General features: G+C 61.6%; 19 protein-coding genes. 15 read left to right on the plus strand and 4 right to left on the minus strand.

Going from position 1 to position 24,462, the window contains the following annotated elements; translation table 11 throughout:
- Positions 1-53: 53 nt before the first annotated feature.
- Entirely contained in the window at positions 54-947 is an 894-nt protein-coding gene (locus FYJ85_RS15310) for an EamA family transporter (protein ID WP_154419407.1), read from the minus strand.
- A gap of 171 nt (positions 948-1,118) precedes the next feature.
- On the opposite strand from FYJ85_RS15310, the gene FYJ85_RS15315 reads away from it, so the two are divergent.
- The 9 genes from FYJ85_RS15315 (at position 1,119) to FYJ85_RS15350 (ending at position 13,717) form a co-directional block, all read left to right on the plus strand.
- A complete protein-coding gene (locus tag FYJ85_RS15315) occupies positions 1,119-1,604 on the plus strand; it encodes a MarR family winged helix-turn-helix transcriptional regulator (protein ID WP_158703972.1) in 486 nt (161 codons plus the stop codon).
- Complete coding sequence (locus FYJ85_RS15320) at positions 1,601-2,710, plus strand: efflux RND transporter periplasmic adaptor subunit (protein WP_106053387.1); 1,110 nt, start codon at positions 1,601-1,603, stop codon at positions 2,708-2,710. The genes FYJ85_RS15315 and FYJ85_RS15320 overlap by 4 nt, the downstream gene beginning before the upstream one ends.
- 10 nt (positions 2,711-2,720) lie before the next feature.
- On the plus strand, positions 2,721-5,885 hold the full coding sequence (locus FYJ85_RS15325; RefSeq protein WP_154419408.1) for an efflux RND transporter permease subunit: 3,165 nt from the start codon (positions 2,721-2,723) through the stop codon (positions 5,883-5,885).
- Positions 5,886-6,046: 161 nt separating this feature from the next.
- On the plus strand, positions 6,047-8,164 hold the full coding sequence (locus FYJ85_RS15330; protein ID WP_154419409.1) for a hypothetical protein: 2,118 nt from the start codon (positions 6,047-6,049) through the stop codon (positions 8,162-8,164).
- A gap of 133 nt (positions 8,165-8,297) precedes the next feature.
- Entirely contained in the window at positions 8,298-8,420 is a 123-nt protein-coding gene (locus tag FYJ85_RS24075) for a hypothetical protein (RefSeq protein WP_268878767.1), read from the plus strand.
- 30 nt (positions 8,421-8,450) lie between these two features.
- On the plus strand, positions 8,451-9,149 hold the full coding sequence (locus FYJ85_RS15335) for a type II secretion system protein (RefSeq protein WP_154419410.1): 699 nt from the start codon (positions 8,451-8,453) through the stop codon (positions 9,147-9,149).
- A gap of 260 nt (positions 9,150-9,409) precedes the next feature.
- Positions 9,410-10,492, plus strand: a complete 1,083-nt coding sequence (locus FYJ85_RS15340; protein WP_154419411.1) for a substrate-binding domain-containing protein — start codon at positions 9,410-9,412, stop codon at positions 10,490-10,492.
- A gap of 49 nt (positions 10,493-10,541) precedes the next feature.
- Complete coding sequence (locus FYJ85_RS24080) at positions 10,542-11,213, plus strand: prepilin-type N-terminal cleavage/methylation domain-containing protein (protein ID WP_268878768.1); 672 nt, start codon at positions 10,542-10,544, stop codon at positions 11,211-11,213.
- Positions 11,214-11,260: 47 nt separating this feature from the next.
- Positions 11,261-13,717, plus strand: coding sequence for a GH39 family glycosyl hydrolase (locus FYJ85_RS15350; protein WP_154419412.1), 2,457 nt, complete (start codon positions 11,261-11,263; stop codon positions 13,715-13,717).
- A 78-nt stretch (positions 13,718-13,795) separates the two neighbouring features.
- Here the strand turns inward: FYJ85_RS15350 and FYJ85_RS15355 are convergent, their stop codons facing one another.
- The 3 genes from FYJ85_RS15355 to FYJ85_RS15365 are packed head-to-tail and all read right to left on the minus strand — an operon-like array spanning position 13,796 to position 16,591.
- Positions 13,796-14,671 carry a glycoside hydrolase family 16 protein gene (locus FYJ85_RS15355; protein ID WP_106053381.1) on the minus strand — a complete coding sequence of 292 codons (876 nt, stop codon included), beginning with the start codon at positions 14,669-14,671 and terminating at the stop codon, positions 13,796-13,798.
- A 34-nt stretch (positions 14,672-14,705) separates the two neighbouring features.
- Positions 14,706-15,473 carry a prepilin-type N-terminal cleavage/methylation domain-containing protein gene (locus FYJ85_RS24085; RefSeq protein ID WP_106053380.1) on the minus strand — a complete coding sequence of 256 codons (768 nt, stop codon included), beginning with the start codon at positions 15,471-15,473 and terminating at the stop codon, positions 14,706-14,708.
- Between the two features lie 11 nt (positions 15,474-15,484).
- Positions 15,485-16,591: a LacI family DNA-binding transcriptional regulator gene (locus FYJ85_RS15365; protein ID WP_154419413.1), complete on the minus strand. Its 1,107-nt coding sequence runs from the start codon at positions 16,589-16,591 to the stop codon at positions 15,485-15,487.
- 364 nt (positions 16,592-16,955) lie between these two features.
- Here FYJ85_RS15365 and FYJ85_RS15370 point away from each other — a divergent pair, with 364 nt between their 5' ends.
- The 6 genes from FYJ85_RS15370 to FYJ85_RS15395 all read left to right on the plus strand — a co-directional run bounded on the left by FYJ85_RS15370 (position 16,956) and on the right by FYJ85_RS15395 (position 24,095).
- Complete coding sequence (locus tag FYJ85_RS15370) at positions 16,956-17,621, plus strand: FadR/GntR family transcriptional regulator (protein WP_154419414.1); 666 nt, start codon at positions 16,956-16,958, stop codon at positions 17,619-17,621.
- A 101-nt stretch (positions 17,622-17,722) separates the two neighbouring features.
- Entirely contained in the window at positions 17,723-19,936 is a 2,214-nt protein-coding gene (locus tag FYJ85_RS15375) for a sialidase family protein (RefSeq protein ID WP_154419415.1), read from the plus strand.
- A gap of 2 nt (positions 19,937-19,938) precedes the next feature.
- Positions 19,939-21,513, plus strand: a complete 1,575-nt coding sequence (locus FYJ85_RS15380) for a sodium:solute symporter family transporter (RefSeq protein WP_154419416.1) — start codon at positions 19,939-19,941, stop codon at positions 21,511-21,513.
- Complete coding sequence (locus tag FYJ85_RS15385; RefSeq protein WP_106053375.1) at positions 21,510-22,388, plus strand: peptidyl-alpha-hydroxyglycine alpha-amidating lyase family protein; 879 nt, start codon at positions 21,510-21,512, stop codon at positions 22,386-22,388. Before FYJ85_RS15380 ends, FYJ85_RS15385 begins: the two co-directional genes overlap by 4 nt.
- Before the next feature lie 14 nt (positions 22,389-22,402).
- Positions 22,403-23,149, plus strand: coding sequence for a type II secretion system protein (locus FYJ85_RS23225; protein ID WP_177995376.1), 747 nt, complete (start codon positions 22,403-22,405; stop codon positions 23,147-23,149).
- Positions 23,150-23,165: 16 nt separating this feature from the next.
- The gene (locus tag FYJ85_RS15395; RefSeq protein WP_154419417.1) at positions 23,166-24,095 is read left to right on the plus strand and encodes a dihydrodipicolinate synthase family protein; all 930 of its coding nucleotides are present in this window, start codon (positions 23,166-23,168) and stop codon (positions 24,093-24,095) included.
- The last annotated feature ends 367 nt before the right edge of the window (positions 24,096-24,462 follow it).

The following is a 24,462-nucleotide window of genomic DNA, read 5'->3' on the forward strand; positions in this document are numbered from 1 at the left end:
CTGCCCGTTAAGTCCGTCTGAAACTCTGCCCTGCGATGGGGCTTCAGGGCGCGTTATTTCGCCAGCGCCAGCATGACGACCCCGGCGAGGATCGCCGCGAGCGCGGCCGCCTTGACCTTGATGTTTTTGTCGCGGAAGCAGAAGCTGCCGACCGCAAACGTCACCACGCAGCTGCAGCGGCGCAGCAGCGACAGGATCGAAATCTGCGTATCCGGCAGGCTCAGGGCGTAAAAATAGAGCCAGTCCGCGATGATCAGCAGCATACCGGTTGCCGGGATGCTCCAGCGCCAGGTGAATTTGCGCGCGCCGCTCCCGAACCGGGATTGGATCAGCCAGGCGGTTCCGAGAATCAGGACCAGGTCGACCGAAAAGTGGAACTGCATCGTTTCGCGTGGAATCGCCAGCGTTCCGAGCAGGTATTTGTCGTAGAGCGCCGAGATGGAGCCGAGCAGCGTTCCGAGCAGCACCATGTGTGCGCCGCGGTGGTGCAGGAAGCTGATTCCCTCCTGTTTGCCGATCACCGAGAACAGATAGTAGCCGGCGAAGATGACCAGCATCGCAATCCCCTGCAGCGGCGTCGGGATTTCACGGAACAGGAAGAGGCTGCCGAGGAACGTCCAGAGCGGCGCCGTGGCGCGGACCGGCGCGACGATGCTGATCGGCAGTTCGCGCATCGCGTAATAGACGCAGCTCCAGCTTGCCGCCACCAGAAGCGCTTTCGCAAAGGTCAGCAGCCATGTGCGCGTTCCGCAGAACAGGACGCTGCCGAGTTCCCCGGTGACGACGACGGCCAGCACGAAGAACGTGCTGCCGCAGAGCGTCGCGAGGAACAGCACCGGCATGATCGGGTTGTCCCTGACCGCGTGTTTTTTGCACAGGTCGTAAAAACCGAGGCCGAACGCCGACAGCAGGATCGGCGGCAGCCAGGCGGGAAGCGTCGCAAACATGATATTTCCTCCAGGTCGATCCGATTAATATAACCCCGGAAGCTGCGCCGGTCAATCCGGCTGTTTGAGAACCATGAAAGTTTGAAAAATGAAGTAATTAGGAGTTGCAAATAAAGCAGGCAATGATATATTATACGGTTTGTTGTCTGAAAACAGGATTGAACGGATTGCATGAAACAGGGTGAATACGGCGACAGGCCGTTCTGGCTGCTGATCTTCGAAATCGCCGGTCTCATGCGTGAAAGGGCGGTTCAACTCGGGTCGGCCGCGGAGACGGAGACGTTTCTGGAGCTGACCATCAGCCAGCAGCGGATTCTGCGCCATGTGCGGCAGCTGACCCGCCGGGAGCGGGAGGGCGTGACGCTCAAGGCGCTCGCGGACGCGGCCGGCTTGAGCAGCGGCACCGCCTCGGCTCAGGTCGAGGCGCTGGTGCGGAAGAGGCTGCTCGAGCGGCGCCCGTCGCCGGAAGACCGGCGCGCGGTCCGCATCCGCCTCTCCGAATACGGGGCGGAGAAGTTCCGGAACGGGCATGCGTATTTCACGAAGCTCTCCGAACTGTTTTTCGACCGGTTCCCCGATGCGGACCGGCAGATGCTGGAAAAGAATTTATCGGATTTTTATCAATATATCGAAACCGTAAGCAAGGAAGAAAAATGAGAAACAGCACGTTGATTTCCGTCGCGGCGCTTCTGGCCGCAGTGGCCGGCCTGCAGGCGGCTCCGCCCGCACAGCCCGCGCCGGTGGTTCCGGTCGAGAAGGTCGAAAGCATCTCGGAGTCGGCCGGGAAGAAATACGTCGGCCACCTCGAGGCGATCGAGGAGGTCGAGCTGCGCGCGCGCATTTCGGGGTACATCAACTCGATCAAGTTCAAAGAGGGCGACCTGGTCAGGAAGGGCGATCTGCTGTTCGAACTCGAAGATACGACTTACCGGGCGAAGGTTCTGAGCGCGCAGGCGCAGCTCGACCAGATCAAGGCCGAGCTCAAGTACGCCGAGGACAATTTCAATCGCCAGAAGACGCTGCGCGAGAGCAGCGCGGTTTCGCAGAGCACGATGGACGAGGCCCAGCGGCTCTACTCGCTTACCAAGGCGAAGCTGCACGAAGCCGAGGCTTCTCTGCTCGACGCCGAGAACAATCTGTCGTACTGCAAGGTCTACGCGCCGATCACGGGCCGGATCGGCCGGGTCACCTATACGCAGGGCAACTACGTGACGCCGCAGAGCGAGAAGCTCGCCGACATCGTGCAGACTTCGCCGATCTATGCGAACTTCGCGATCAGCGAGCGCGATTACCAGTCGCTGTTCGGGAACGCGGAGACGCTGAAGAAGACCGGGAACATCCGGATCATGCTCTCCGACGGCTCCACTTACAAGTCGCCCGGCACGGTCGCCTTCATCGACAACAAGGTGGACCTCGGCACGAACACGTTGACCATCTGGGCCGCGTTCGACAACGAGGAGGGGCAGCTGATTCCGGGCGGATTCGTCACGGTCGTTCTGTCGCGCCGGGCCGAAAAGGCGTTTCCGGCGGTCCGGCTGTCGGCCGTCATGACCGGCGAAAACGGCAATTACATCTATATCGTCGACAATGAGAACAAGGTGGTCCGCCGCGAAGTCGAGACCGGGCCGCTGGTCGGCAGCATGCAGCTTCTGCGCTCCGGCGCCGAGGCCGGGGAGACGGTGATCGTCGGCGGCACGAACAAGGTCCGTCCCGGAGCCGTGATCACGCCGTTCCCGGTCAGGGACGAGCAGCGGAAGAAGTGAGGAATACGGAATGATCTCGAGAATTTTCATTGAGCGTCCGAAGCTCGCATTCGTCATTTCGATCGTGACGGTGCTGGCGGGTGCCATCTGCATCTTCCGGCTGCCGGTGGCGGAATATCCCGAAATCGCGCCGCCGTCGATCATGGTTTCGGCCAGCTATCCCGGCGCATCGGCGGAGGTGATCGCGAATACGGTCGCCACCGTCGTCGAAGAGCAGGTCAACGGCATCGAGGGCATGATCTACTTTTCATCGACTTCGAGCAACGCCGGCAGCTATTCGCTGACGATCACTTTCGAGCCCGGCACCGACACCGACATCGCGCAGGTCAACGTGCAGAACGCCGTCCGCCGCGCCGAACCGTCGCTGCCTTCGGAGGTGAAGGCGCTCGGCATCAACATCAAGAAGCGGTCGAGCGACATCCTCGCCATGTATTCGTTCACGACCGACGGCTCGACGCTGTCGGATCTCGAGCTGTCGAACTGGGTCCGCATGAACGTGCGCGACGGGCTGTCGCGCATCGACGGCATCAGCGACGCGGAAATCATGGGCGTGCGGAATTACAGCATGCGCATCTGGCTCGATCCGCTGCGCATGTCGGCGCTCGGCATCACGCCGGAGGACATCGCCGCCGCGGTCCAGAACCAGAACGTGCAGGCCGCGGTTGGCACTGTCGGCGCGGAGTACGCGAACGATTATCTGCAGCTCAAGATCAATACGCTCGGACGCCTGACCACCGTCGATGAGTTCGGCGACATCGTGGTCAAGGTCGGCGACAAGGGGCGGCAGACCAGGCTGCGCGATATCGCGCGGATCGAGCTCGGCTCCGAAAACTATTCCGCCGAGGCGAAGTGGAACGGCCGGCTGTCGATCGCGCTGGCGATCTACCGGAATACCGACGCAAACGCGATCGAGGTCGTGGACCAGGCCAACGCATTTCTGGAAGAGGTCCGGCCGCGTTTGCCGAAAGGGGTCGAATTCGAGCTCGGCTACGACCCGACCGAATACATCCGCACGACCATGAACGAGATCGTCGACACGCTGATCATCACGCTGCTGCTCGTGGTCGGCATCACCTATCTTTTTCTGCAGGACTGGCGCGCGACGCTGATTCCGACTCTCGCGATTCCGGTGTCGCTCATCGGCACGTTCATTTTCATGATCGCCCTCGGCTTCACGATCAACGTGCTGACCATGTTCGCGCTGATTCTCGTGATCGGCTCTCTGGTGGACGACGCGATCGTGGTGGTCGAGAACTGCATGCGCATCCTCGAGGAGGAGGATATCTCCCCGAAGGAGGCGACCATCAAATCCATGCAGCAGATCACCGGCGCGATCATCGCGACCACGCTGGTGACCGTCGCCGTCTACGCCCCGATCGGCTTCTACGGCGGCATGGTCGGCACGATCTATATGCAGTTCGCGGTTACGATGTGCATCGCGCTGTGCCTGTCGACGGTCAACGCGCTGACGCTTTCCCCGGCGCTCTGCTCGCTGATCCTGCGCAAGCCGAATCCGCGCAGGGGCTTTTTCTTCTCCGGGTTCAACATTTTCCTGAACGGATCGCGCAAATGGTATCTGTTCTTTGCCGGAATCCTGGTCCGGCGGGCGATCATCATGGTTCCGCTGTTCCTGATTGTGCTCGGGCTGAATTTGTTCTTTTTCGAGAAGGTGCCGACGCAGTTCCTGCCGCCGGAGGACAAGGGCGCGCTGCTCTGCGACATTCAGCTGCCTCCCGGCGCGACGCTGCACCGCACCGACGAGACCATGAACGAATTTTACGAAAAGGTCAGGAAGATCGACGGCGTGAAGGATCTGATCATGGTCAGCGGCTTTTCGTTCCTGAGCGGACAAAGTGAGAACGTCGGACTCGGCATCGTGACGCTGAAGGACTGGAGCGAGCGCAAGACGCGCGATCTCCAGATCGACCGGATCCGCGACAAGGTCAATGCGGCCGGGCTGAGCATTCCGACCGCGCTCATCAACGTCTTCCAGCCGCCGGCGATCATGGGGCTCGGCGCGACGGGCGGCGTGACCTTCATGCTGCAGGTGACGGGCAACCAGACTCCGCAGGAGCTCGAGCAGGCGCTCTACCGGATGCTCGGAATCCTGAACGACAAGAAACAGTCGCCGCAGGTCGCCTATGCGTTCAGCTCGTTCGAAGCGAGTTCACCGCAGCTGTTCCTCGATCTCGACCGCGCCAAGGCCGAGGCGATGGGGATTCCGGTCAACCGGATCTTCACGGCGCTGCAGAGCAAGCTTGCGTCGTACTACATCAATGACTTCAACATCTACGGATACAGCTTCAAGGTCAAGATGCAGTCCGAGCCGGACGAGCGCTCGAGCCTGATCGACATCGACCAGATCATGGTCCAGAACAACGCCGGGCAGATGGTCCCGGTGTCGGCGGTCGCGACGCTGCGGCCGATCGTCGGCCCGCGCCAGATCGAACGCTTCAACCAGTCGATGGCGGCGAAGATCAACGTGCAGGCGATGGAGGGGTCGAGCAGCGGCGAAGTCATGAACCTGATCCAGAAGATCATGGAGGAGGACGAGTTTTTCCGCAAGGACTACAAGATCAGCTGGGTCGATATGAGCTACCAGGAACGCGGCAACGAGGGTAAGATCGTCGGGCTCATGCTGCTGGCCCTGGTCTTCGGCTACCTCTTCCTGGTCGGCCAGTACGAATCGTGGAGCATCCCGATTCCGGTGATTGCGTCGGTGGCGGTCGCCACGCTCGGCGGTCTGATGGGCATCTACTATTCGCCGGCGATCCCGAACGGCTTCTGGGGACTTTATTATTCGGATCTCGCGCTCAGCATCTACGCGCAGCTCGGCCTCATCATGCTGGTCGGACTTGCGAGCAAGAACGCGATCCTGATGGTCGAGTTCTCGAAGGAGGAGCGGGCGCGCGGCAGATCGGTCTTCGAGGCCGCGCTCGCCGGCGCGTCGCAGCGTTACCGCGCCGTGCTGATGACGGCGTGGAGCTTCGTGATCGGCGTTTTCCCGATGGTGATCGCCGGCGGGGCCGGCGCCGGCAGCCGCCGCGCCATCGGCGTGACGACCTTCTGGGGCATGGTGCTGGCCACCCTGATCGGCATCGTCTTCATTCCGGGGCTCTACAGCTTTTTCCAGCGGATCCGCGAATGGGTCAAGCGCGGTAAGAACTGCGTGTAGTTTTCCTGCGGAGATTCAAGCGCCGTTTCCCCTCGATATGAGGCGGGAACGGCGTTTTTTCATCTGTTTTCCGCATTTTTTCCTGTTCGGATGCTTGCATTTTTAAAACGTTTGAACCATAATATAATAGATCGTGTGGAAAATGTGGAACGGAGGTGACCATGATTCGACTGGCGATGCTCGGGGCGCTGCTGTTTCCTCTGCTGGCCCCGGCGGCTTTGACGGTGGAGAACGGCGCGGACAACCGGCTGAAGATCAAAGAGGACGGCGTCGAACTGTTTCTGAAGGACGACATCGTTCTGATGGATGCGGCCTGGAAGGGGCTCGTTTCCCCGATGTCCGGCAAACCGGTGGCGGAGCAGTCGGACGGCGCGGCGGTGACGAGCTGGAAGAGTGAAAAGGGGACGGTGATCCGCCGCGTGACCGCGTCGCCGGAAAAGGTCAGCGTCGTTTGGGAATATGAGTTCGCGCCGGACATTCCGGGCGGCCGCTATATCGAACTGACCATGATCGGCATCGCGGATAATTTCGTGCTGCCCGAAACCGCGGGCAGCGGAAATGCGCTCGGTTCGTCGAAGAGCGGTTTTACGGTTGCGACGAAGAAGACGCCGGAGCTCGTGCTGAATTTCAAAGGTTCCCCGTCTGCCTGGGCGCTGCAGGACCATCGCGGCACCGCATGGCTCAGAAACCTGCGCCTCTGGCATTTCCGCGACTACACGCCGAAAGGCGTCCGGGGAAAAGCCTGCCTGACCATCGGCGGAACCCGGGCCGATATCGCCGATGCCGATGACACCGGCGCCGGGACCGAATACGACAACGTCAGGCTTGCGCTGCCGCTTCAGGTGACCGACCGGAGTCTGCCTGCCGTGGTGACCGTCGATCCGGCCGAAGTGATCCGGAAATACGACGGCGCCATGTTCGGGCTGAATTACGACTGGCCCGGCATGGCCCGGGTGAATCCGTACACGGAGGCCGCGAAACCCGGAACGCCGTTCGACGGGAATTACCGGAAGGAGCTTGCCGGTGTTCCGCTGCCGCTGAACCGTGCCGCCGGCTCCGATTCGCAGTTTTTCCAATGGAAAAAGACGCTCGGCCCCTTCGAGGGACGCGCTCCGCACAAGACGATCGGCTGGGGAGCGGAAGTTCCGCAGAAGTACGGACTGCTCGAGTGGATCGCCTCGACGCGGCGGCTCGACCCGGCGGCTCAATTCGTCTGGGTCGTCAACATGGTGCGCGAGACGCCGGAGGATGCGCGCGACCTCGCTGAATTCCTGACCGGCGGCCCCGATACCGTCTGGGGAAGGAAACGGATCGGGCTCGGCTTCCGGGAACCGGTCGCACCCGTTATCTGGGAGCTCGGCAATGAGCTCGATTACAGCGCCAACAGCCTGTATACCGGGGAGCATTACAGCGCGGAGTGCAAAAAATTCATCGCGGCGATCCGCAGCGTGATTCCGGATGCGAAGTTCGCGGCGCACGCGGTCACCGCGCCGTGGAACGAACGGTCGGAGGGGAAGTGGCCCGAATTCAACCGCATCGTGCTGCGGGAGCTCGGGCCGGAGCTCAGCTACATTTCGTTCCACCCCTACTATCGCGGCATGCCGCCTTCGGCCATCGCTCCGTATATCGAGAGCCTGCGGCAGGATATTGCGGCCTGCCCGAATCCGAAGATCCGGATTTTCATCTCCGAACACGGGAAATGGCCGCCGGGAAGCGAGCCGAACTGGAAACGGAACTGGTATCAGACCCATGCGCTGATCGGTTGTCTCGACACGGCCGAATGGATCATCTACTGCCTGTCGCGCCCGGAGATCGCGGCGATGACCTATCACAATATGTCGGCCGGTCCGTGGGGGCTGATCTATAAAGATGAGAAGGGGCGGTATTTCGGCACGGGCATCACCGATCTGTTCCGGCTGCTGGGAAAGGTTCCTTACGGCTCCGAAGTGGTCGCTTCCGGCGTGACCGGCGAGTACACGGCTTTCAACGCCGACCAGAGTTACAGCGCCGCCGCGATGAAGTCCGCCGACGGGGAGACGCTTTATCTGCTGCTGAACAACATGCTGCCGACGACGGAACGTCCGACGGAATTCAGGATTTCCGGCGGAAGCTGGAAATTGAAGTCCGCGGAGGCGTTGTCGGCTCCGAACCTTCACAGCCACAACAGCGCGGAGGAGCGTCCGATTGCGATTGCTCCGTTGAAGGTCGAGACCGGCGTTCCGCTTTCGAAGCTGACCATCCCGGCGAAGAGCCTGGTGTTGTTGACGTTGACGAAATGAGAAAAATCCCTGAAAACAGGCGTCGGCTCTTGCTTTTTTAAGCCGTTTGCATATAATAATTAATAAGTGAAGCAGAGACAGATGCCTGATTGTCCGGTTGAAAAACGCGGCAGGTGCTGCGCAGCAGGTGCGAATGCAGCAGCAGCCGGAAACCGGAAATGCAGGAATGCAAACACTGCTTGGATTTGTGGAAAAAAACAACAACCGTTTAAGCAGGAGGGAATTGGAGGGATCACATCTGGCATCGGCTGCATAACATACTAATTATTATGGGACGGAGGTTATCATGCGCATAAAAAATTTTACCTTGATTGAGCTTCTGGTGGTGATCGCGATCATCGCGATTCTGGCATCGATGCTGCTGCCCGCATTGAATCAGGCGCGGAACCGGGCGAAGGAGATCAAATGCACGAGCAATCTCAAGCAGGTTGCGACCTATATGATCATGTATGTGGACCAGAACCGGGTGGTTCCGGCGCGCAACGGCAATTTCGGTGCGTACAGCGGAAAATGGCAGGATACGCTGATGGCCTATTATTCCCCGAATACGAAGCTGACGGACTGGTGTTTCACCGAAACGAAGTTCGGGAAGAAATTTCCGAAGGGACCGTTCGGCTGTCCGCTTTCGACCGGCGACGACAATACGGTCGAGACGACCAATTACGGCATCAACGGCTATATGGCGACCGATAACGGCGGGAACGGCGATACGCCGGTTGCAAATGTGAAGATCCGCAACTTCAACAAGGTCCGCCAGCCTTCTGCCAGGGGGCTGATTTTCGACATCAGCGTCAAGAACAGCAGTTGGCCGGACATGGTCGCCTGGGACCGGGGCGGCATGATGAAGGGGGCCGGCGCCACCTGGCGGCATCTGAACAACGCCGGAGCCAACTTCGCCTTTGTGGACGGTCATGTCGACGGGAAGGACTACCGGGCCATCGGCACCGACGGCGGCAATGACGTCCTCTGGGGCAAGGACGAGTAGCGGTTCGGAACGGGAGAGGTTTCATGCCGGGAGTTCGGTCTCCCGGTATTTTTTTTTGCATGTTCTTCGGGCCGGGCGGTACAGCAATTGTCTCCGGCAGGGCGTCGGAAGCAGGACACGGGATGTTGAATCGAGCAGAAAACGGGACAAAATTGTCCTGTTTCTGCATTTTTCCATCTTCACGCCTTGGAATCCGTTTCCGATTCTGCCATAATATAGAGTGAAGGAAATAACGAACCCGAACGGATGGAGCCGGAGCCATGCATGCCCAGAAACGAGTCGCCGATGAATTGCTCAGACGGATCGCCGTGGCGCAGTACGCGGTCGGCGGCAGGCTGCCGACCGAAAATGAGCTGACCGGCGAATTCGGCGTGTCGCGCGGAACCGTCCGCCGCGCATTCCGGCGCCTGATCGAGAGCGGTGTGGTGGAGCACCGGCACGGCGTCGGCTGTATCGTCCGCCGCTGCGATGCGAACCGCGAAACGGAGCCGAAATCGGTCATGTTCCTCTACCCGGAGGTCATGCTGCTGAATTCCCAGACCATAGAAGGCATGCAGCGCAGCGCGTTTGCACAGGGGGCGGAGTTCGGCATGATGGCGATCACGCCGGATCCGGAGGCGGTTCGCGGCACGGTCGTCCGGCTGAAGCGGAACCGGACGAGCGGCGTCGTCTTCATCCCGTTCATCCGCCACGATTTTCACGGCCTCAACAATCGCCTGCTCGATCTGTTCGAGGAGTATGACCTGCGCTGTGTCGTGATCGATACGCCGGTGATCCGCCGCAACGCGATCCGCGGCGACTTTGTCGGACAGGATGACTACAACGCGATGCGGCTGCTCGTAAAGACGCTGGCCCGCAATGGATTCCGCCGTTTTGCGAGTATCCGCGTCTTTCCGGAGGTCTACTCCTCGAGCCGCCGTTTCTGCGGCACGGTCGACGGTCTTGAGGAGGCCGGGCTGCCGGTTTACGGGGAATTGCACCGCGTGAGCGAGGACGGTCCGCTGCCGGAGCAGGGCAGGCGGCAGCTGCGGGAGATTCTGAACCGGCCGGAGACGCCCGACGTGATCCTCTGCGGCTACGACCTGATTGCGATGAATGTGCTTGATGAGCTCAAGAAGCTCGGGCGGCGGGTGCCTGACGAGATATCCGTCGCCGGCTTCGGGGACACCGACTACTACTCGACGCTGTTCGAATTGACTTCCGTGCGCCAGCCGATGGCGGAAATCGGCCGCCGCGCGGTCGAAATTCTGCTGGGGCGGCGCCGGGCGGTCTGTCAGGAGTTCCTGCCCTGCGAACCGGTGCTGCGCCGGAGCTGCCGCACTCCGGGCGGCATCGGAGGCTGAACGGCGGGAGGCGGATTGGGGATTTCTAACTTCAACGATAAGGATGGAGATGATGAAAAAAAGATTCACTTTGATTGAGCTCCTGGTCGTGATCGCGATCATCGCGATTCTCGCTGCGATGCTGCTGCCGGCGCTGAATCAGGCGCGTGAACGCGGCCGCATGGCGACCTGCCAGAGCAATATGAAGCAGATCGGCACGGCTTCCGCGCTTTACTGCAATGATTACAACGGCTATATTCTGGCCGCCCGTTTCTGGACCGGCTGGGGGGATATGGGCGGCATGTGGTGGAACGACATCTGGTGCTACAACATGAACGGGCTCAAGTATACGCCGTTCGCACCGGGGGTCAGGTCGGTCTGGGCCTGTCCGACGCTCGGGCCGGCCAATGACCTCATCGGCACTTACAACCGGGTGTCGAATCGCGACTGGCCGTGGAAGGGAACCGGCAAATGGTACCGGATCGAAGGGGTCCCGAACGCTTCGAAGGTCGTCTTTCTGGTCGAAGGCGCGACCGAAACCGGCGTCGACATGCAGATGACCGGCGGCGCGTATCCGCTCCGCCTCGACGGCAGCCGCGTCGAGTATCTTGCCCGGATGTCGTTCCCGCACAACAACCGCATGGGCATTTCGTATCTGGACGGCCATGTCGCGTCGGCCGGTACGGCGGAGATCGACGAGAACACCTTCGAGGCTCCGGAACGGTTCTGTTCGTGGTGGTGATTTTCTCCGCCTCCGTTTCTTGCACGCAAAGACAGGATTGTATCGGAATGAAACTGTTCACCCTTGTTTTCGCGGCGCTGGCCGCGCTGCTGTCCGTCCCCGCTCCGGCGGCGGAGCTTATGAAACTCGACATCGATTTCGGGCATCCCGCCTGGCGCGGGGTCGTGACGCCGCTCTGGGGCGGCCTTCCGGAAGTCGAACGGAACGGAAACACCGCCGCGCTCGCCTTCGGGCCCGGTTCGTTCTGCGGGACGCCGCTGATTCCGTGCCCGCCGGGCAGCGTCGTCGAAATCGCCTTCGACGCCTCCGCCACCGCGATTGCGCCGGGCGGCGAGGCGTGGCGGACCGCCGCGGTTCAGCTCGGGCTGTTCGACGGCACGGCCGAGCAGAGCCACCTCGACCTCTTCAACACCGGCCGGGCGACGCCGTTCCGGCGGTACGAGAGCCGCACGCCGGTGTCGGGAAACGGGTTCCGGCTCTGCTTCGGGAATTACGGCAGGAGCGGGACGTTCCGCATCGCGAACCTCTCGATCCGGATCATGGTTCCGGGGCGGAACGTCGAGCGCGACGGCTCGTTTTCGGGCATGTTCGGCATCAACGACTGGTTTGTGCAGAAGGGCGGCGTCGACTGGGACGGCCTCGGCCTCGGCAGCTTTGAACATGCGAAGGTCGTGAAAAATGCATTCCCCGGGGCGGGATCGACGCTCGAACTCGACGGCGGCGCGACCGTCGTCAGCCGGCAGTTTCCGTATAGCGGCGAGGGGCTTGTCGTCGGCGGCTGGTTCAGACAGGCGGGCATCGCGCGCCCGGAGGACGGCAGGCCGTGGGCCCATGCGGGGATTCAGCTGGTTTTCTTCGACCGGGACGACAACGTGATCGGGCACGACGACGTAACCCGGCAGCTGCTGCCGGGCGACCGCCCCTGGGGATACCATGTGATTGAAATCAGTCCCGGCGGACTCTCTCCGAAGGTCAAATCCGTTGCGCTCTATCTGCGCATCTGGGGCGGCACGGCCGGCAAAGCCTGGTTTGACGAACTCGCCGTCGTGAAGCAGGGCGAGGGACAGGCGCGGAATTACGATTCGTCGAAGGGCGTGATCGCGGTCGGGCCCGCGGGGGAGGAGGCCGCGGAGCTGGTCCGGGTCTGGAACGGCGTCGACCTCTCGTACTGCAGCCAGATCGACCTGCCGCAGGTGCGGACCGCGCTCCGGCGGCTGAAGGAGGAGGGCGGACTCGAATACCTGCGCACCCGGGAGTTCTTCAACGGGCCGTTCCCGGTCAAATCGATCGATGCGGCCGGAAATATGACATACGACTTTTCCACGGTGGACAAATATCTCGACTATCCGGTGAAGGAGCTCGGGCTCAAACTGGTGCCGACCATCGAAACTGTTCCGCCGCAGCTCCGGCGCGACAGCGGCGGCCATGTGCCGAAGGATTTCGCGCTCTGGGGCAGGGCGGTCAAAGCGCTGGTCCGCCACTGGATCGGCCGCTACGGCAGGGAGGAGGTGTCGCAATGGGTCTTCGAGTGCTGGAACGAGCCGGGTTCGGACTTCTTCCGCGGCACTGATGAGGAGTTCTGCCGCCTTTTCGTCGCCTACCTCGAGGCGCTGACCGGAGTTGAGAAGGAGTGCGGCATAAAGCTGCGGATCGGCACGCCGTCCGGCGCGATGAACAACCTGCTGTCGCGGGCGATGGAGGCGGCCCGCCGGGCCGGGCTCGACGGCGCGGTGACCGATGCGAGCACCCATATCTACGGCGGCTTCGCGGGGGCGATGGAGCTTTACCGCATCGGCATCGAAGATGTCCGCAAGCGCATGGAGCCGTTTCCTGCCGGGCGCGGCGTGCCGGTTCACGTGACCGAATTCAACGGCTCCGCCATGGGAAGCCGCCACTTCGACACCCAGACCGGGGCGGCGTTCGTGGTCAAGGCGAACCGCCTGATGGCCGACGAAGGGGTGCTGCGCACCTATTTCTACTGCGCGATCGACCACCCGTATCTGAATCTCGAACACCACTATTCGACCGACCTCGGTTACATGACCCATTACGATGCGGTGCCGAAGCCGTCGTTCAACGCACTGGTTCTGCTGAACCGGCTTGAAGGGAAGCGGCTGCCGGTCAAAGCTTCGAGCGAACCGTTCGACGCGATGGCGGCCGTCGCCGGGGACGGGACGATGCGGATTGTCGTGACGACGTTCAGCGAGGAGGAGCTCGGCGCCGCGAAACCGGTTCCGGTCACGCTCGAGATCGACTGGGCGGGGAGGCCGGAGAAACTCGGCCGGGCCGAACTCGTCCGCATCGATTCCGCGCACGCCAACAGCTATGCGGCCTTTGAAAAGGCCGGCAAGCCTTCTTACCGGGAGAATCCCGATACCGCCGCATACCGCGAGGCCGCGAAGCTGGTTCCGGAGGCGCTTCAGGCATACCGTTTCGAGAACGGCAAGCTCATTATTCCGCTCGTGCTGGAGCTGAACAGTGTTGCGGCTGTGACGGTGAAATGAATATGCCTTTCCCCGGCGGCGCCGGAATCGGATCCATCCTGCCGTCTCCGGCCGCCTGCCGTACATGGCGGAGACGGCTTATTCCGTCTTCTGGTAGACCCTTACGTAGTCGACCAGATATTCCGCGGGAAGGGCCGACCGGTCGACTTTGCCGCCCAGCATGCCGCCGACGGCGAGATTCAGCAGCAGAAAATGGGGAACCCGGAATGCGTTGTATGCCTCGCTGCCGCATTGTTCGATCGGGATGCTCAGGAATACCCGGTCATCGACGAAGAAATCGATTTTATCCCTGTTCCAGTCGATCCCGTAAAGATGGAACCCGTCGGTCAGCTCCGGCCGGTCGGCGTATTTCCCGTTTTTCTGGCGATACTTTCCTTCGGGACTCTGCCAGTGCAAAGCTCCCTGCATCCAGCTTTTTTCGTGCGGATTTCGGCCCACATATTCGACGATGTCGATCTCTCCGTTGTCCGGCCAGTTCCGCCGTTTCTCCGGGTCGGCGCCGATGGTCCAGAAGGCCGGCCACAGGCCGGCGCCCTTCGGCATTCTGGCCCGCATGACAATCCGCCCGTATTTGAATTCGGCCCTGCCGTTCGAGACGATTCCGGCGGACGTGATTTCGATGAACCGGCGGTTCTCCTTCCAGTTCTCCGAGCCCTCCCTGTAATTCGGGTTCGGTTTTTTCTCCTTTTCCAGACGGGCCACGATATGGAGCATGCCGTCCTTCACGAAGATATTCTCCGGAGAATTCGTGTACCATTGTTCCTCTTTGTTGCGGAGGAAGCCCTGGTACTCATATCTCCAGTTCGCCGGATTCGGCGCGCCGTCGATATCGAATTCGTCCGACCATACCAGTTTCCAGCCGGGTCCGGCGGGCTCGGGGGAGACTTCTCCGGCCGGCAGCGTCAGGGCGGCGGCGACTCCGATTGCCGCCAGTGCAAAAATCGTTGTCTTCATGGAATTCCTTTCTGCTTTCCTTATTGCCTGCGGGTCACTGGTTGTCCGGATACGGATGCCAGCCCCAGAAATAGTGGCTGCCGCCGGCTCCCCAGGCGGGGTCGCCGTTCACGCCGTTGCCGGGAATCCGGCCGAAATGGATGAGTTTGCAATGTCCGTCGAGATATGCGGTATTGGCGGAATTCATATGCCGGACGTCGATGTCCGAACGGTTCGAAACGAAGAACCCTTTGTCGCTGTTGTTGTTTTTGCCGAGTCCGTCGGTGATCAGCAGCCGCATCGAAGGCTTTTTCACTTTGTCGTAGACGCGCGACGCATCGTAACCGACGCCCCATACGGAGGATGCGATGTTTGACCCGACATAGTGGTTCATCCCGTAGTTGTTGCGGTCCTGAAACGCGGCTGAACTGCTGATCCTCCGGGTGACGGGACAGCCGAAAACGCCGTAAGCCCGATAGCCGTTGGCCGGATCGCCCCCGATCGCCTGAATGTGCAGCTTCTGATTGCCGGTGGGATCGGCGGAAGTCGCCGCCCGCGCCTGGCCCGGATACAGATAGAGACGGTGCAGCACGGACTGCCAGCGGATGTATCCGTCCGACGCGAGCGCGCCGGAGGCGACCCCCATTTTGTAGTCGCTGTTGTACTGGACGCAGGTCATGGCCAGTTGCCGGAGGTTGCCCATGCAGGAGGTCTGATGACTCCGGGCCCGCGCCTGATTCAACGCGGGCAGCAGCATCGAGGCGAGAATGGCGATGATGGCGATCACGATCAGCAGCTCGATCAAGGTGAATCTTTTCTTCATGGTTTCTCCTGTTATGACGGTTGGGAAGAGGTCTGCTTCGAACGGCCGGGCGCTGCATCCGGCGGGCCCGGGGAACGGTTCCGGACGGTGGAGTCGTTGATTACCAGCCGGGTTCCGACCGGCCTGCTGAAGTCGACCGGCCCGGACTCCGTGCCGGTCAGTTGTGCAAGCAGGCCGTCCACTGCCATTTGCGATATTTCGTCGCTCGGTTCGACGATGCAGCTTACCGGCGGCTGCATGAATTCGATCAGCGGAATCTGGTCGAACGTGGCGATTGCGAGGTCGGTGCGGATCCGCCGCCCGGAGTCGGCGGCCGCCTTGAACACGGCCGGAATGTCGGAGGAGCTCTGAACGATCACGCCGTCGATGTCGGGGCGGTTGCGGAACAGGGCGCGGCTGTGTTCATAAATATAGCAGAGATGCCGTTCCGCATCGAAAGGCACGACGATCCAGCCGTCCGGGTCGAGGGCGACTCCGGAATTTTCCGCGGCCTCGGCATAAAGTGTGCTCCGGACCGACATCGCCGTGGCCTCCTCGCAGTAACTGCTGCCGTCGGTGATGACGCCGAAGCGCCGCCACCCTTCGGCGGCGAGATGGCGGAACAGTTCGCCGACCGCGCTCCGGTAATCGACCCGGATCATATGCGCCGGACACTCTTCTGGCATGTCCCATCCGCGAAGCACATACGGAATTCCGGCGCGGATGGCCGGTTCGTAGAATTCACGGGTGTAATGGTTGTATTCCAGGCAGATGCAGCCGTCGAACAGCCCCTGCCGGACCCAGTTGACCACCTGCCGTTCCCGGTTCGGGCTGAGCATGGTCTCAAATGCGAACACATTGTAATTGCGGGCTTCGAGCAGGTGGGTGATCCTGCGGATGTATTCGTTGTAGAACGGAGTCAGGCCGTTGGCGGTGACTGCGATATTCCGGGTGCGCCCCTTCACCAGCGCCTGCGCCTGCATGTTCGGTATGTATCCGAGCTTTTCGGCGATGCTCTGGATCAGCTGGCGCGTCCGGGGCGAAACCCGGTGGTACTGCCTGGAGTTGAGCACCAGGGAAACCGTGGCTTCACTTTTCCCGGAAAGCTCCGCAACCTGTTTCAACGTAACGTTATTCATCTGTCGCCTTCAGGAATCGCATGGATTTAGTTAAACGCTTGACATTAATATTATGACGAATTTTTCGCTTAAAGTCAAGAGCGGATTGTTTTTTATTCCGGAATTTTGCGTGACGGCGGGTTTCCCCCGGCGCCGGCTTCGGTCTGGCGGACGCGGAAGCCGGCCGGTTGTCGGGAGCCGAAGATGAAATTCGTTCTATTTGTAAGTCTAATTGCGGTATCATATCGCATATTTTCGGTTTGTTTTCCCGCCGAATTTCTGTTTTTTTGTCACTTTTTTTGGTTTATCTATTGACAAATCAGGTTGTTTTGGGTATAATTATAATTGTAAGACAAATAAAACCGAAAACAGGGAGTGTGATATCGTGTCGGAATCCATGAGCACCGTGCTTGCCGACCGCCTGCTGCAGACGGCGATCGAAAGCAATATGAAGATCGGCGACAAGCTGCCGGGGGAGGTCGAGCTTGCGGACCGGTTCCACGTGAGCCGCGTGTCGATCCGCGAGGCGATCAACGGGTTGAAGTTTCTCGGCATGCTTGACGCCGCGCCGCGCCGCGGAACGACGATCGCGGCGCTCGACTACCGGCGGCTGGTCAAGTATCTCGGGTTCCAGATGGCGTTTTCGAGCCTTTCCGAAGAGGAACTGTTCGATGCGCGTCTCGCGCTCGAGATCGGCATGCTCGATTTGGTCGGGCAGCGCATGACCGATGAGGATTACCGGGAGCTCCTCGAACTGGCCGACGCGTGCCGCCGGGAGTCCGACGAACCGAAGGCGGTCGCCGATTCGATCGAGGCGGATATGCGCTTTCACCAGCGGCTGCTCGAAATCTCCGGCAACAGCATGCTTCAGGCGTTTGTGAAGCTGATCGAAAGCTTCTTTCACCGGCAGAACGCGCACCCCGGCAACCGGCAGGACCAGGCCAGCGCGGCCGAGGTTCACCGCATGATCGTCGAAGCGCTGCACGATCGCAACATCGAGCTGGCGCGCGGCCTGATGCAGAAGCATCTCGCCCGGCACCGGAAGGATTGATCCCGGGCTTTTTTTCCTGAAAAAAACAGATCGTTCGGGCCCCGGATCGGGCGGGGCAGGTCTCCTCTTGTCTCGAAACAGATTAACGTGAAGGAATTTCCATGAAAAGAACACCGGCAGTCGCAGCGATGCTCACCCTTCTTCTCTCCGCCGTCTGCGGGGCGGAGCCGGAGCTCTGTTTTTCGTTCGAAGATGAAGCGCTTCCCGGCGTCGCGGGCAAAGCGGCGGATGCGGCGGGACAGGTTCGGGAACTCGTCCCGGAGAAGGCAGGTTTTCCGGGCGGAAAGGATTTCACCGTCTCCTGTTTCATCCGTCCCTCGGCGAAATCGGGATACCAGATCGTGCTTTCGCAGGCCGGAATGAACCCGGCGGACCGGCTCTGGTGGATCGGCTACTCCCCCTCTCTCCGCCGCTTCGACTTCCTCGTCCGCGACGCGGACGGCAAGGGGCAGTCGCAGGTGTTCAGCCGGTCAGTCGACTCCTCCTCCGGATGGATTCATGTCGCGGCGGCCTGCCGGGACGGCAAGCTGGCGATCCGTGCGACCGGCCTCGAGAAAGCGCAGCTTGACACCGGTTCGGCTGCGGTGGAGAACCGCGGCGTCCGCCGCGGCGCCATGCCGCTGCTGCTCGGCGGGCGGCGCGGGGAACAGCCGCGCGGCTGTTTCGACGGGGCGGTCGATGAACTTACGCTCTGGAGCCGCGGCCTCTCCGACCGCGAACTCGATGTGCTCTTCCGGCTCGGCAAGTCAGGGAAGAGGTTTTCGGAGAAGGAGTTCGATGCTTTGCTGGCGCAGTCGGAGTTCAAACCGGTCGAACCGGAACACCCGGTATTCGGCGTTTTTCCGGAGAAACAGCACTCGGCGAAGCCGGGAACCATTCCGGCCGGGGAGTGCTGTCTCTTCCCGGAACAGCTTGCCAATGGAGATTTTACGGTGGAACTTGCGCTGACCATGAACGACCCCGCATCGTGCCGCTGGCTCTTCGAGCTCGGCGCGGACGGCTTCCGCTTCGACGGCGCGAAGAAGCTGCTGGTCAATGCCGGAAATCACGGCGCTGCCGACTTCCGCAACCGCCCGCTCGGCCATCGGTTTGAGCAGGCGCCGCGGCAGCTCCGCCTCGGCTTGGCTCGACGCGGCGCCGGTCTGGCTGTTTCACTCGACGGGAAGGAGGTCTGGAACGGCACCTTCAGCCGCGACACGGTCGGCGAGCTTGCGCTGAATGTCGAGTCGGGTTCCGTGACCGTCGACGGTTTTTCCGTCCGCGGCGCGTTGCTGAAGCGCGACATTGTGCCGGTGTTTCCGGAAGGAGAAGCCGGCAGCAGATTCTACCGGATTCCGGCGCTGGCCGCCGGGAAGGACGGTACGCTTCACGCCTTCGCCGAGGCGCGCCGCACGAGTCTCGGCGATGTCGGCGAGATCGACATCGCCTACCGCCGTTCGGCCGACGGCGGAAAAAGCTGGGAGCCGGTCCGCTTCCTGACCCGCAGACACGACCAGGGATTTTCAAGTAACAATCCGTCTCCGGCGATCGACCCGGTTTCAGGCAGGCTCCATCTTTTCTACGTCGAGGTTCCGGCGAAAAAATGGGGACAGCACGACTATCGCGTACTCCATACCGTGAGCGGCGACGGCGGAGGGAACTGGTCGGAGCCGGTCGATATCGCCCCGATGCTGCCGAAGGAGTGGGGCGTCTTTCTGCCCGCTCCGGGACACTCGCTTGTGCTGAAGCATGGAAAATATGCCGGCCGCATCGTCGTTCCCGGCTGGTGCAACCGGCCGGACAAGGGAACGAACTTTTATCAGTCGACGCTGATCCTGAGCGATGACGGCGGCAGGAGCTTCCGGGCCGGCGGTGTCGCGATGGAGAAGTCCGACGAGTGCATGCTCGCTGAACTGCCGGACGGCGCGCTCGTGATGGCGATCCGCCCGACCGCCAGTCACCGCGAGGTCCGCTTCTTCGCCGTGAGCAGAGACGGCGGCGAGAGCTTCGAACCGGCTTGCGCAGACCCTGCGCTGCGGGCGGTGGTCTGCCAGAATTCGATCCTGGCCGGGAGCGACGGCTCCCTGAACTACCTGTATCCGGCCGGCGGCAGCTATGCGCCGGATGCCATGTGCCGCCGCGCCGCGCTGACGCTGCGGCGCAAATCGCCCGTCGCGAAGGAGTGGAGCGCCCCGCAGCCGGTCTATCTCGGCCGCAGCGGCTACTCCGATCTCGCCGAGCTGCCGGACGGTTCGCTCGGCATCCTGTTCGAGGGCGGGCGGAAGAGCGACATGGGCGGCATCGGATTTGTCCGCATGCCGAAGGGAGGTTTCTGAAAATGGGATTCAACTGGCTTGATTACCTGGTTTTGTTCGTCTATCTCGCCGGACTCATGCTGGTGGCGACGAAGTTCCTGCACGAACAGCACAACTCGAAGGAGTTCTTCGTGGCCGGAAACTCGATCCCGTGGTGGGGGGCGGGCATGTCGATCCTCGCCACACTGGTCAGCACGGTCAGCATCCTCGGCGGTCCGGCCGACTTCTTCCGTTACGGTTTCGAGGGGTTCGGAATCTGGTATCTGGCGACGTTTCTGGCGGCTCCGGTCATCATCTTCGTCTTTATCCGTTTCTTCCTGAATCTCGGGATCGTCTCGGCGTATGAGTATCTCGAAAAACGTTTTTCGCTCGGCATCCGGCTGATCGGCAGCAGTTTCTTCCTGCTGATGCGGGCGCTCTACATCGGCGTGGTGATCTATGCGTCGGCCATCGCGCTCGGACCGTTCACCGGGATTCCGGTCATGTGGCTCATGGTGATCGTCGGCGTCTGCTCGGCGCTTTACGCGGTGACCGGCGGCATCAAGGCGGTGATCTGGACCGACGTGATCCAGCTTGTCGTGGTCTATCTCGGCATCGCCTATCTGCTGGCCATGGTGTTCAACCGGATTGAGGGGGGATTCCCCGAGATGTGGCGGATCGCTACGGAACGCGGACACGACTTCTCCTATCTGAAGTCGGCGGAGAACTGGGGATTGTCGCCTTTTGTTCCGAATGCGTTTTTCCTGCTGCTTGTCGGCATGTTCTTCAATGCGCTGGCCCAGAAGGGAACCGACCAGATGACCGTGCAGCGTTACCTTTCGACCCGGAACGCCCGCGAGAGCGCGAAAGCGCTGCTGGTCGATGTCTTCGGCGCGATTCCGATCGGATTTCTGATGATGGCGGTCGGTCTCGGGCTCTTCGCCTGGTATCATACGACCGGCGGACTCGAACACCTCGCCGAAAACAACTACAACGGCCTGCTGCCGGAGTTTGTCGCGCGCGAGTTTCCGCACGGTTTCGCGGGGCTGTTCGCGGCGGCGTTGATGGCTGCGGTGATTTCGACGGTCGACTCCGGCATGAACTGTCTGGCGACGGTGACCATGACCGACTTCCAGCTGCGTTTTCGCAAAAGCCCGCTCAGCGACGCCGGGTCGATCTTCTATGCGCGGCTCTGGACCGTCGTCTGGGCGGCGCTCTGCATCGGGCTGGCCTTCTTCATCTATGTTTCGGCCTACGACAATATCGCGCGGGTGTCCGGGCAGGTGATCGGGCTTTTTTCGGGTTCGATCCTCGGAATCTTTCTGCTCGGCATGCTTGTGCCGCGCGTGAACGCCCCCGGCGCCGGCATCGGCGCGGTCGCGGGCGGCGCGGTTGCGATCTGGGCGAACTACTTCTGGGTCAGGCAGGCTCCGGACGGGAACATCCTGCATGTCTGCTATATGGTTCCGATCACGCTCGGCGTGCTGACTACGCTCGGCGTCGGAGTCCTGACGAGCTTCTGTTTCGCGCCGCCGCGCCGCGAGCAGCTCCGGGGACTGAATATCTGGCATCTGACCGAACGCGAACGCAATCTCACCGACAGAAAGGCCGAACAATGAAAAACGTATTTCTCACCACCGCCGTTTTCACCCTGTCGCTGGCGTTGACCGGCGCCGAAGTCCGGCTGCTCGCGGACCGCTCCGATCCGGGGCCGGTGACCGGGATCGCCGTTCAGGAAGGCCGCATCTTCGCCTCCGGCGGCCTCGGTGAGCCGCTGCAGGAGCTCGACGGAACCGGTGCGGTCAGGCGCGCCTGGGGACGGAAGTTCATTGCGGACAAGCACGGGCTGCGCAGCAGCGGCGGTTACCTCTACGCGACCGATATCGGCAATCATCAGGTGTTCAAAATGACGCCGGACGGCGAAGTCGTCATGACGCTCGGCGAGAAGGGCGTGCCGGGCTGCGACGAAACGCACTTCAACAAGCCGACCGACGTCGCAGTCGCTCCGGACGGCGACATCTACGTCACCGACGGCTACGGCAACCGCCGGGTGGCCTGCTTCGGGCCGGACGGCAGATTCAAATTCGCCTGGGGAAAAGAGGGCAGCGGCCCCGGTGAATTCAAAAATCCGCACAATATCGTGATCGGCTCCGACAACCGGGTTTATGTGGCCGACCGGGACAACCGCCGGCTGCAGATTTTCGACCGGAAGGGCGTGCTGCTCGAAATCCGCCCCGACGCGGGACAGCTGTTCGGGCTCGACACCGACGGAGAACGCCTTTTCCTGACGGTGGCGCGCCCGGAGTGGCACGGACTGGTCGTCACGGCGCTCGACGGAACCGTCCTCGCTTCCGTCGGCGGAAAGGGAAAGAAGGAGGGGGAATTCGACGTTCCCCACTCGGTCGCCTTCGACCGCGGGCGCAACTGCCTGTGGATCGGGGAGGTCAACAACCGCCGGCTTCAGAAAGTTCAACTTCCGGAAACATCCAAATAATCAGGAGATTTCTTATGAAAAGGCATTTCACTCTGATCGAACTTCTGGTCGTGATCGCGATCATCGCGATTCTCGCTTCGATGCTGCTGCCGGCGCTCCAGCAGGCGCGGGCGCGGGCGCAGTCCACCACCTGCATCAACAATCTGAAAACCTTCGGGAATTTCACCGTGATTTACGCGGGTGACAACAACGACTGGCCGGTCCCGGTCGCGGTTCTGGAGGGCTCCGCGACGAAAGAGCGCTGGATGCACAACGAAGAGTTCATGAAACTGGTCACCGGCGACGTGTTCCGGGCGACCTACGAATACTGGCCCGAAAAGCTGCTCTGCCCGCTGGCGACCTTCGCGCTGCAGGTCGATACGGCGGCGAGCCACAAGGACGGGCGCGCGAACATTGCGCGTTCCTACGGGCGCAACAACGAGTTCGGGCCGGCGTGGAACAATCCGTCCGTGCGGAGCATCAAGCTCGGCTCGATCCGGAATCCGTCCGGCAAGCTCGACTTCATGGACGCGACCGGCTGGAACCCCGAGTACAGCCACGCGGTCAGTTCCTCGTACTACACCAAAAACGGCGAGGGCACGATCATGGGAGTGGCCTACCGCCACAGCCGCAAGGTCAATGCGTCGTTCTACGACGGCCACGTGCAGGGAGGGCTTGCGGAGAACGAGCTGATCACCTCCGGGAAGTCCGGGCGTCCGGGCAACCCGGCCTCCGACGATATTTATTACAAGCACTGGAATCTCCAGGTTGGAAAACAGTAAAGACAGGTGGAATGAAATGAAATTCAAGGGATTGGTCGTCGCGGCAAACACTCCGTTTCAGTCGGATCTGGAGCTTGATCTCGAGCGGATTCCGTCGCTGACGGATTATCTGGTCGGGCAGAAGCTGGCCGGGCTTTTCGTCTGCGGTTCGACCGGGGAGTGTTCCGGCATGACCGCGCCGGAGCGCAAAGCCGCGGCGGGAGCGTTCATCAAGGCGGCGGCGGGCAGGATTCCGGTCATCGTGCACGTCGGTTCGGACGGAGTGCGCGAGTCGCAGGAACTCGCCGCTCACGCCGAATCGGCCGGGGCCGACGCGATCGCTGCGGTGGCGCCGTACTACTTCCGGCCGGGCAGCGTTGCGGAGCTCGTCGATGCAATGGCGCAGATCAGCGAAGCGGCGCCGAAGCTGCCGTTTTATTTTTACCATATTCCGGCGCTGACCGGAGTCAATTTCCCGGTGCTCGACTTTCTGAAGGCGGCGGAGAAGCGGATTCCGATGCTGGCCGGAGTCAAGTTCACTTACGAGAACCTGATGGATTTTCAGCTGAGTCTGAACTATGATCCGGAACGTTTTCAGTTGCTGTTCGGGCGGGACGAGATTCTGCTGGCCGGGCTGGCGCTTGGTGCGGAGGGCGGCGTCGGCAGCACCTACAACTATGCGGCGCCGCTGTATCACCGGATGATCGCGGCGTTCAGGCAGGGGGATATGGAGACGGCGCGGAAGCTGCAGCTCCTGAGCCAGAAGCTCGTGCTTCTCCTGATGCGGTTCGGCGGCTCGGCCGGGAAGCAGATCATGGAGTTGATCGGCCAGCCGGTCGGGCCGGTGCGCCCGCCGACGCGGAACACGTTCGAGACGAACGCGGAGCTGGCCGCCGCATTGAGGGCGATCGGCGTTGCGCCGTACCTTGGCGGAGAGCTGGTGATCGGCGACCGCATCGGGGCCTGAAGTGCGGTATGCGCTGCGCGGCAACAGGGAATACAGGGCATTGCCGCCGCCGGAGGCCCGTGCGAATAGGGAAGCGGAACACAGGGGCAGGGGGAACGCATATATTGTAAATACGTGCACCCCTCGATGCGGTTTGGGGGAGGCGCGTCTCAGCCGGCCGGGGGGGAGGCCGGCCGGAGAGACGGCGGCGCCTTTGCCGCCTTTACGCGAGTACAGACGTGCGGCGTCCTTTACTGGAGGAGCATGCCGTTGTCGCGGTAATATTTGCGGAGGAATGTGTTTCTGATCCATTCCGCGGGCAGTTTCCTGCCGGATTGCCTGTATTCGTCGATCTTCTTCTGAAGCGCGCAGTCGCGTTCGTACTGTT

The organism is Victivallis lenta, from assembly GCF_009695545.1.
Lineage (GTDB): Bacteria > Verrucomicrobiota > Lentisphaeria > Victivallales > Victivallaceae > Victivallis > Victivallis lenta.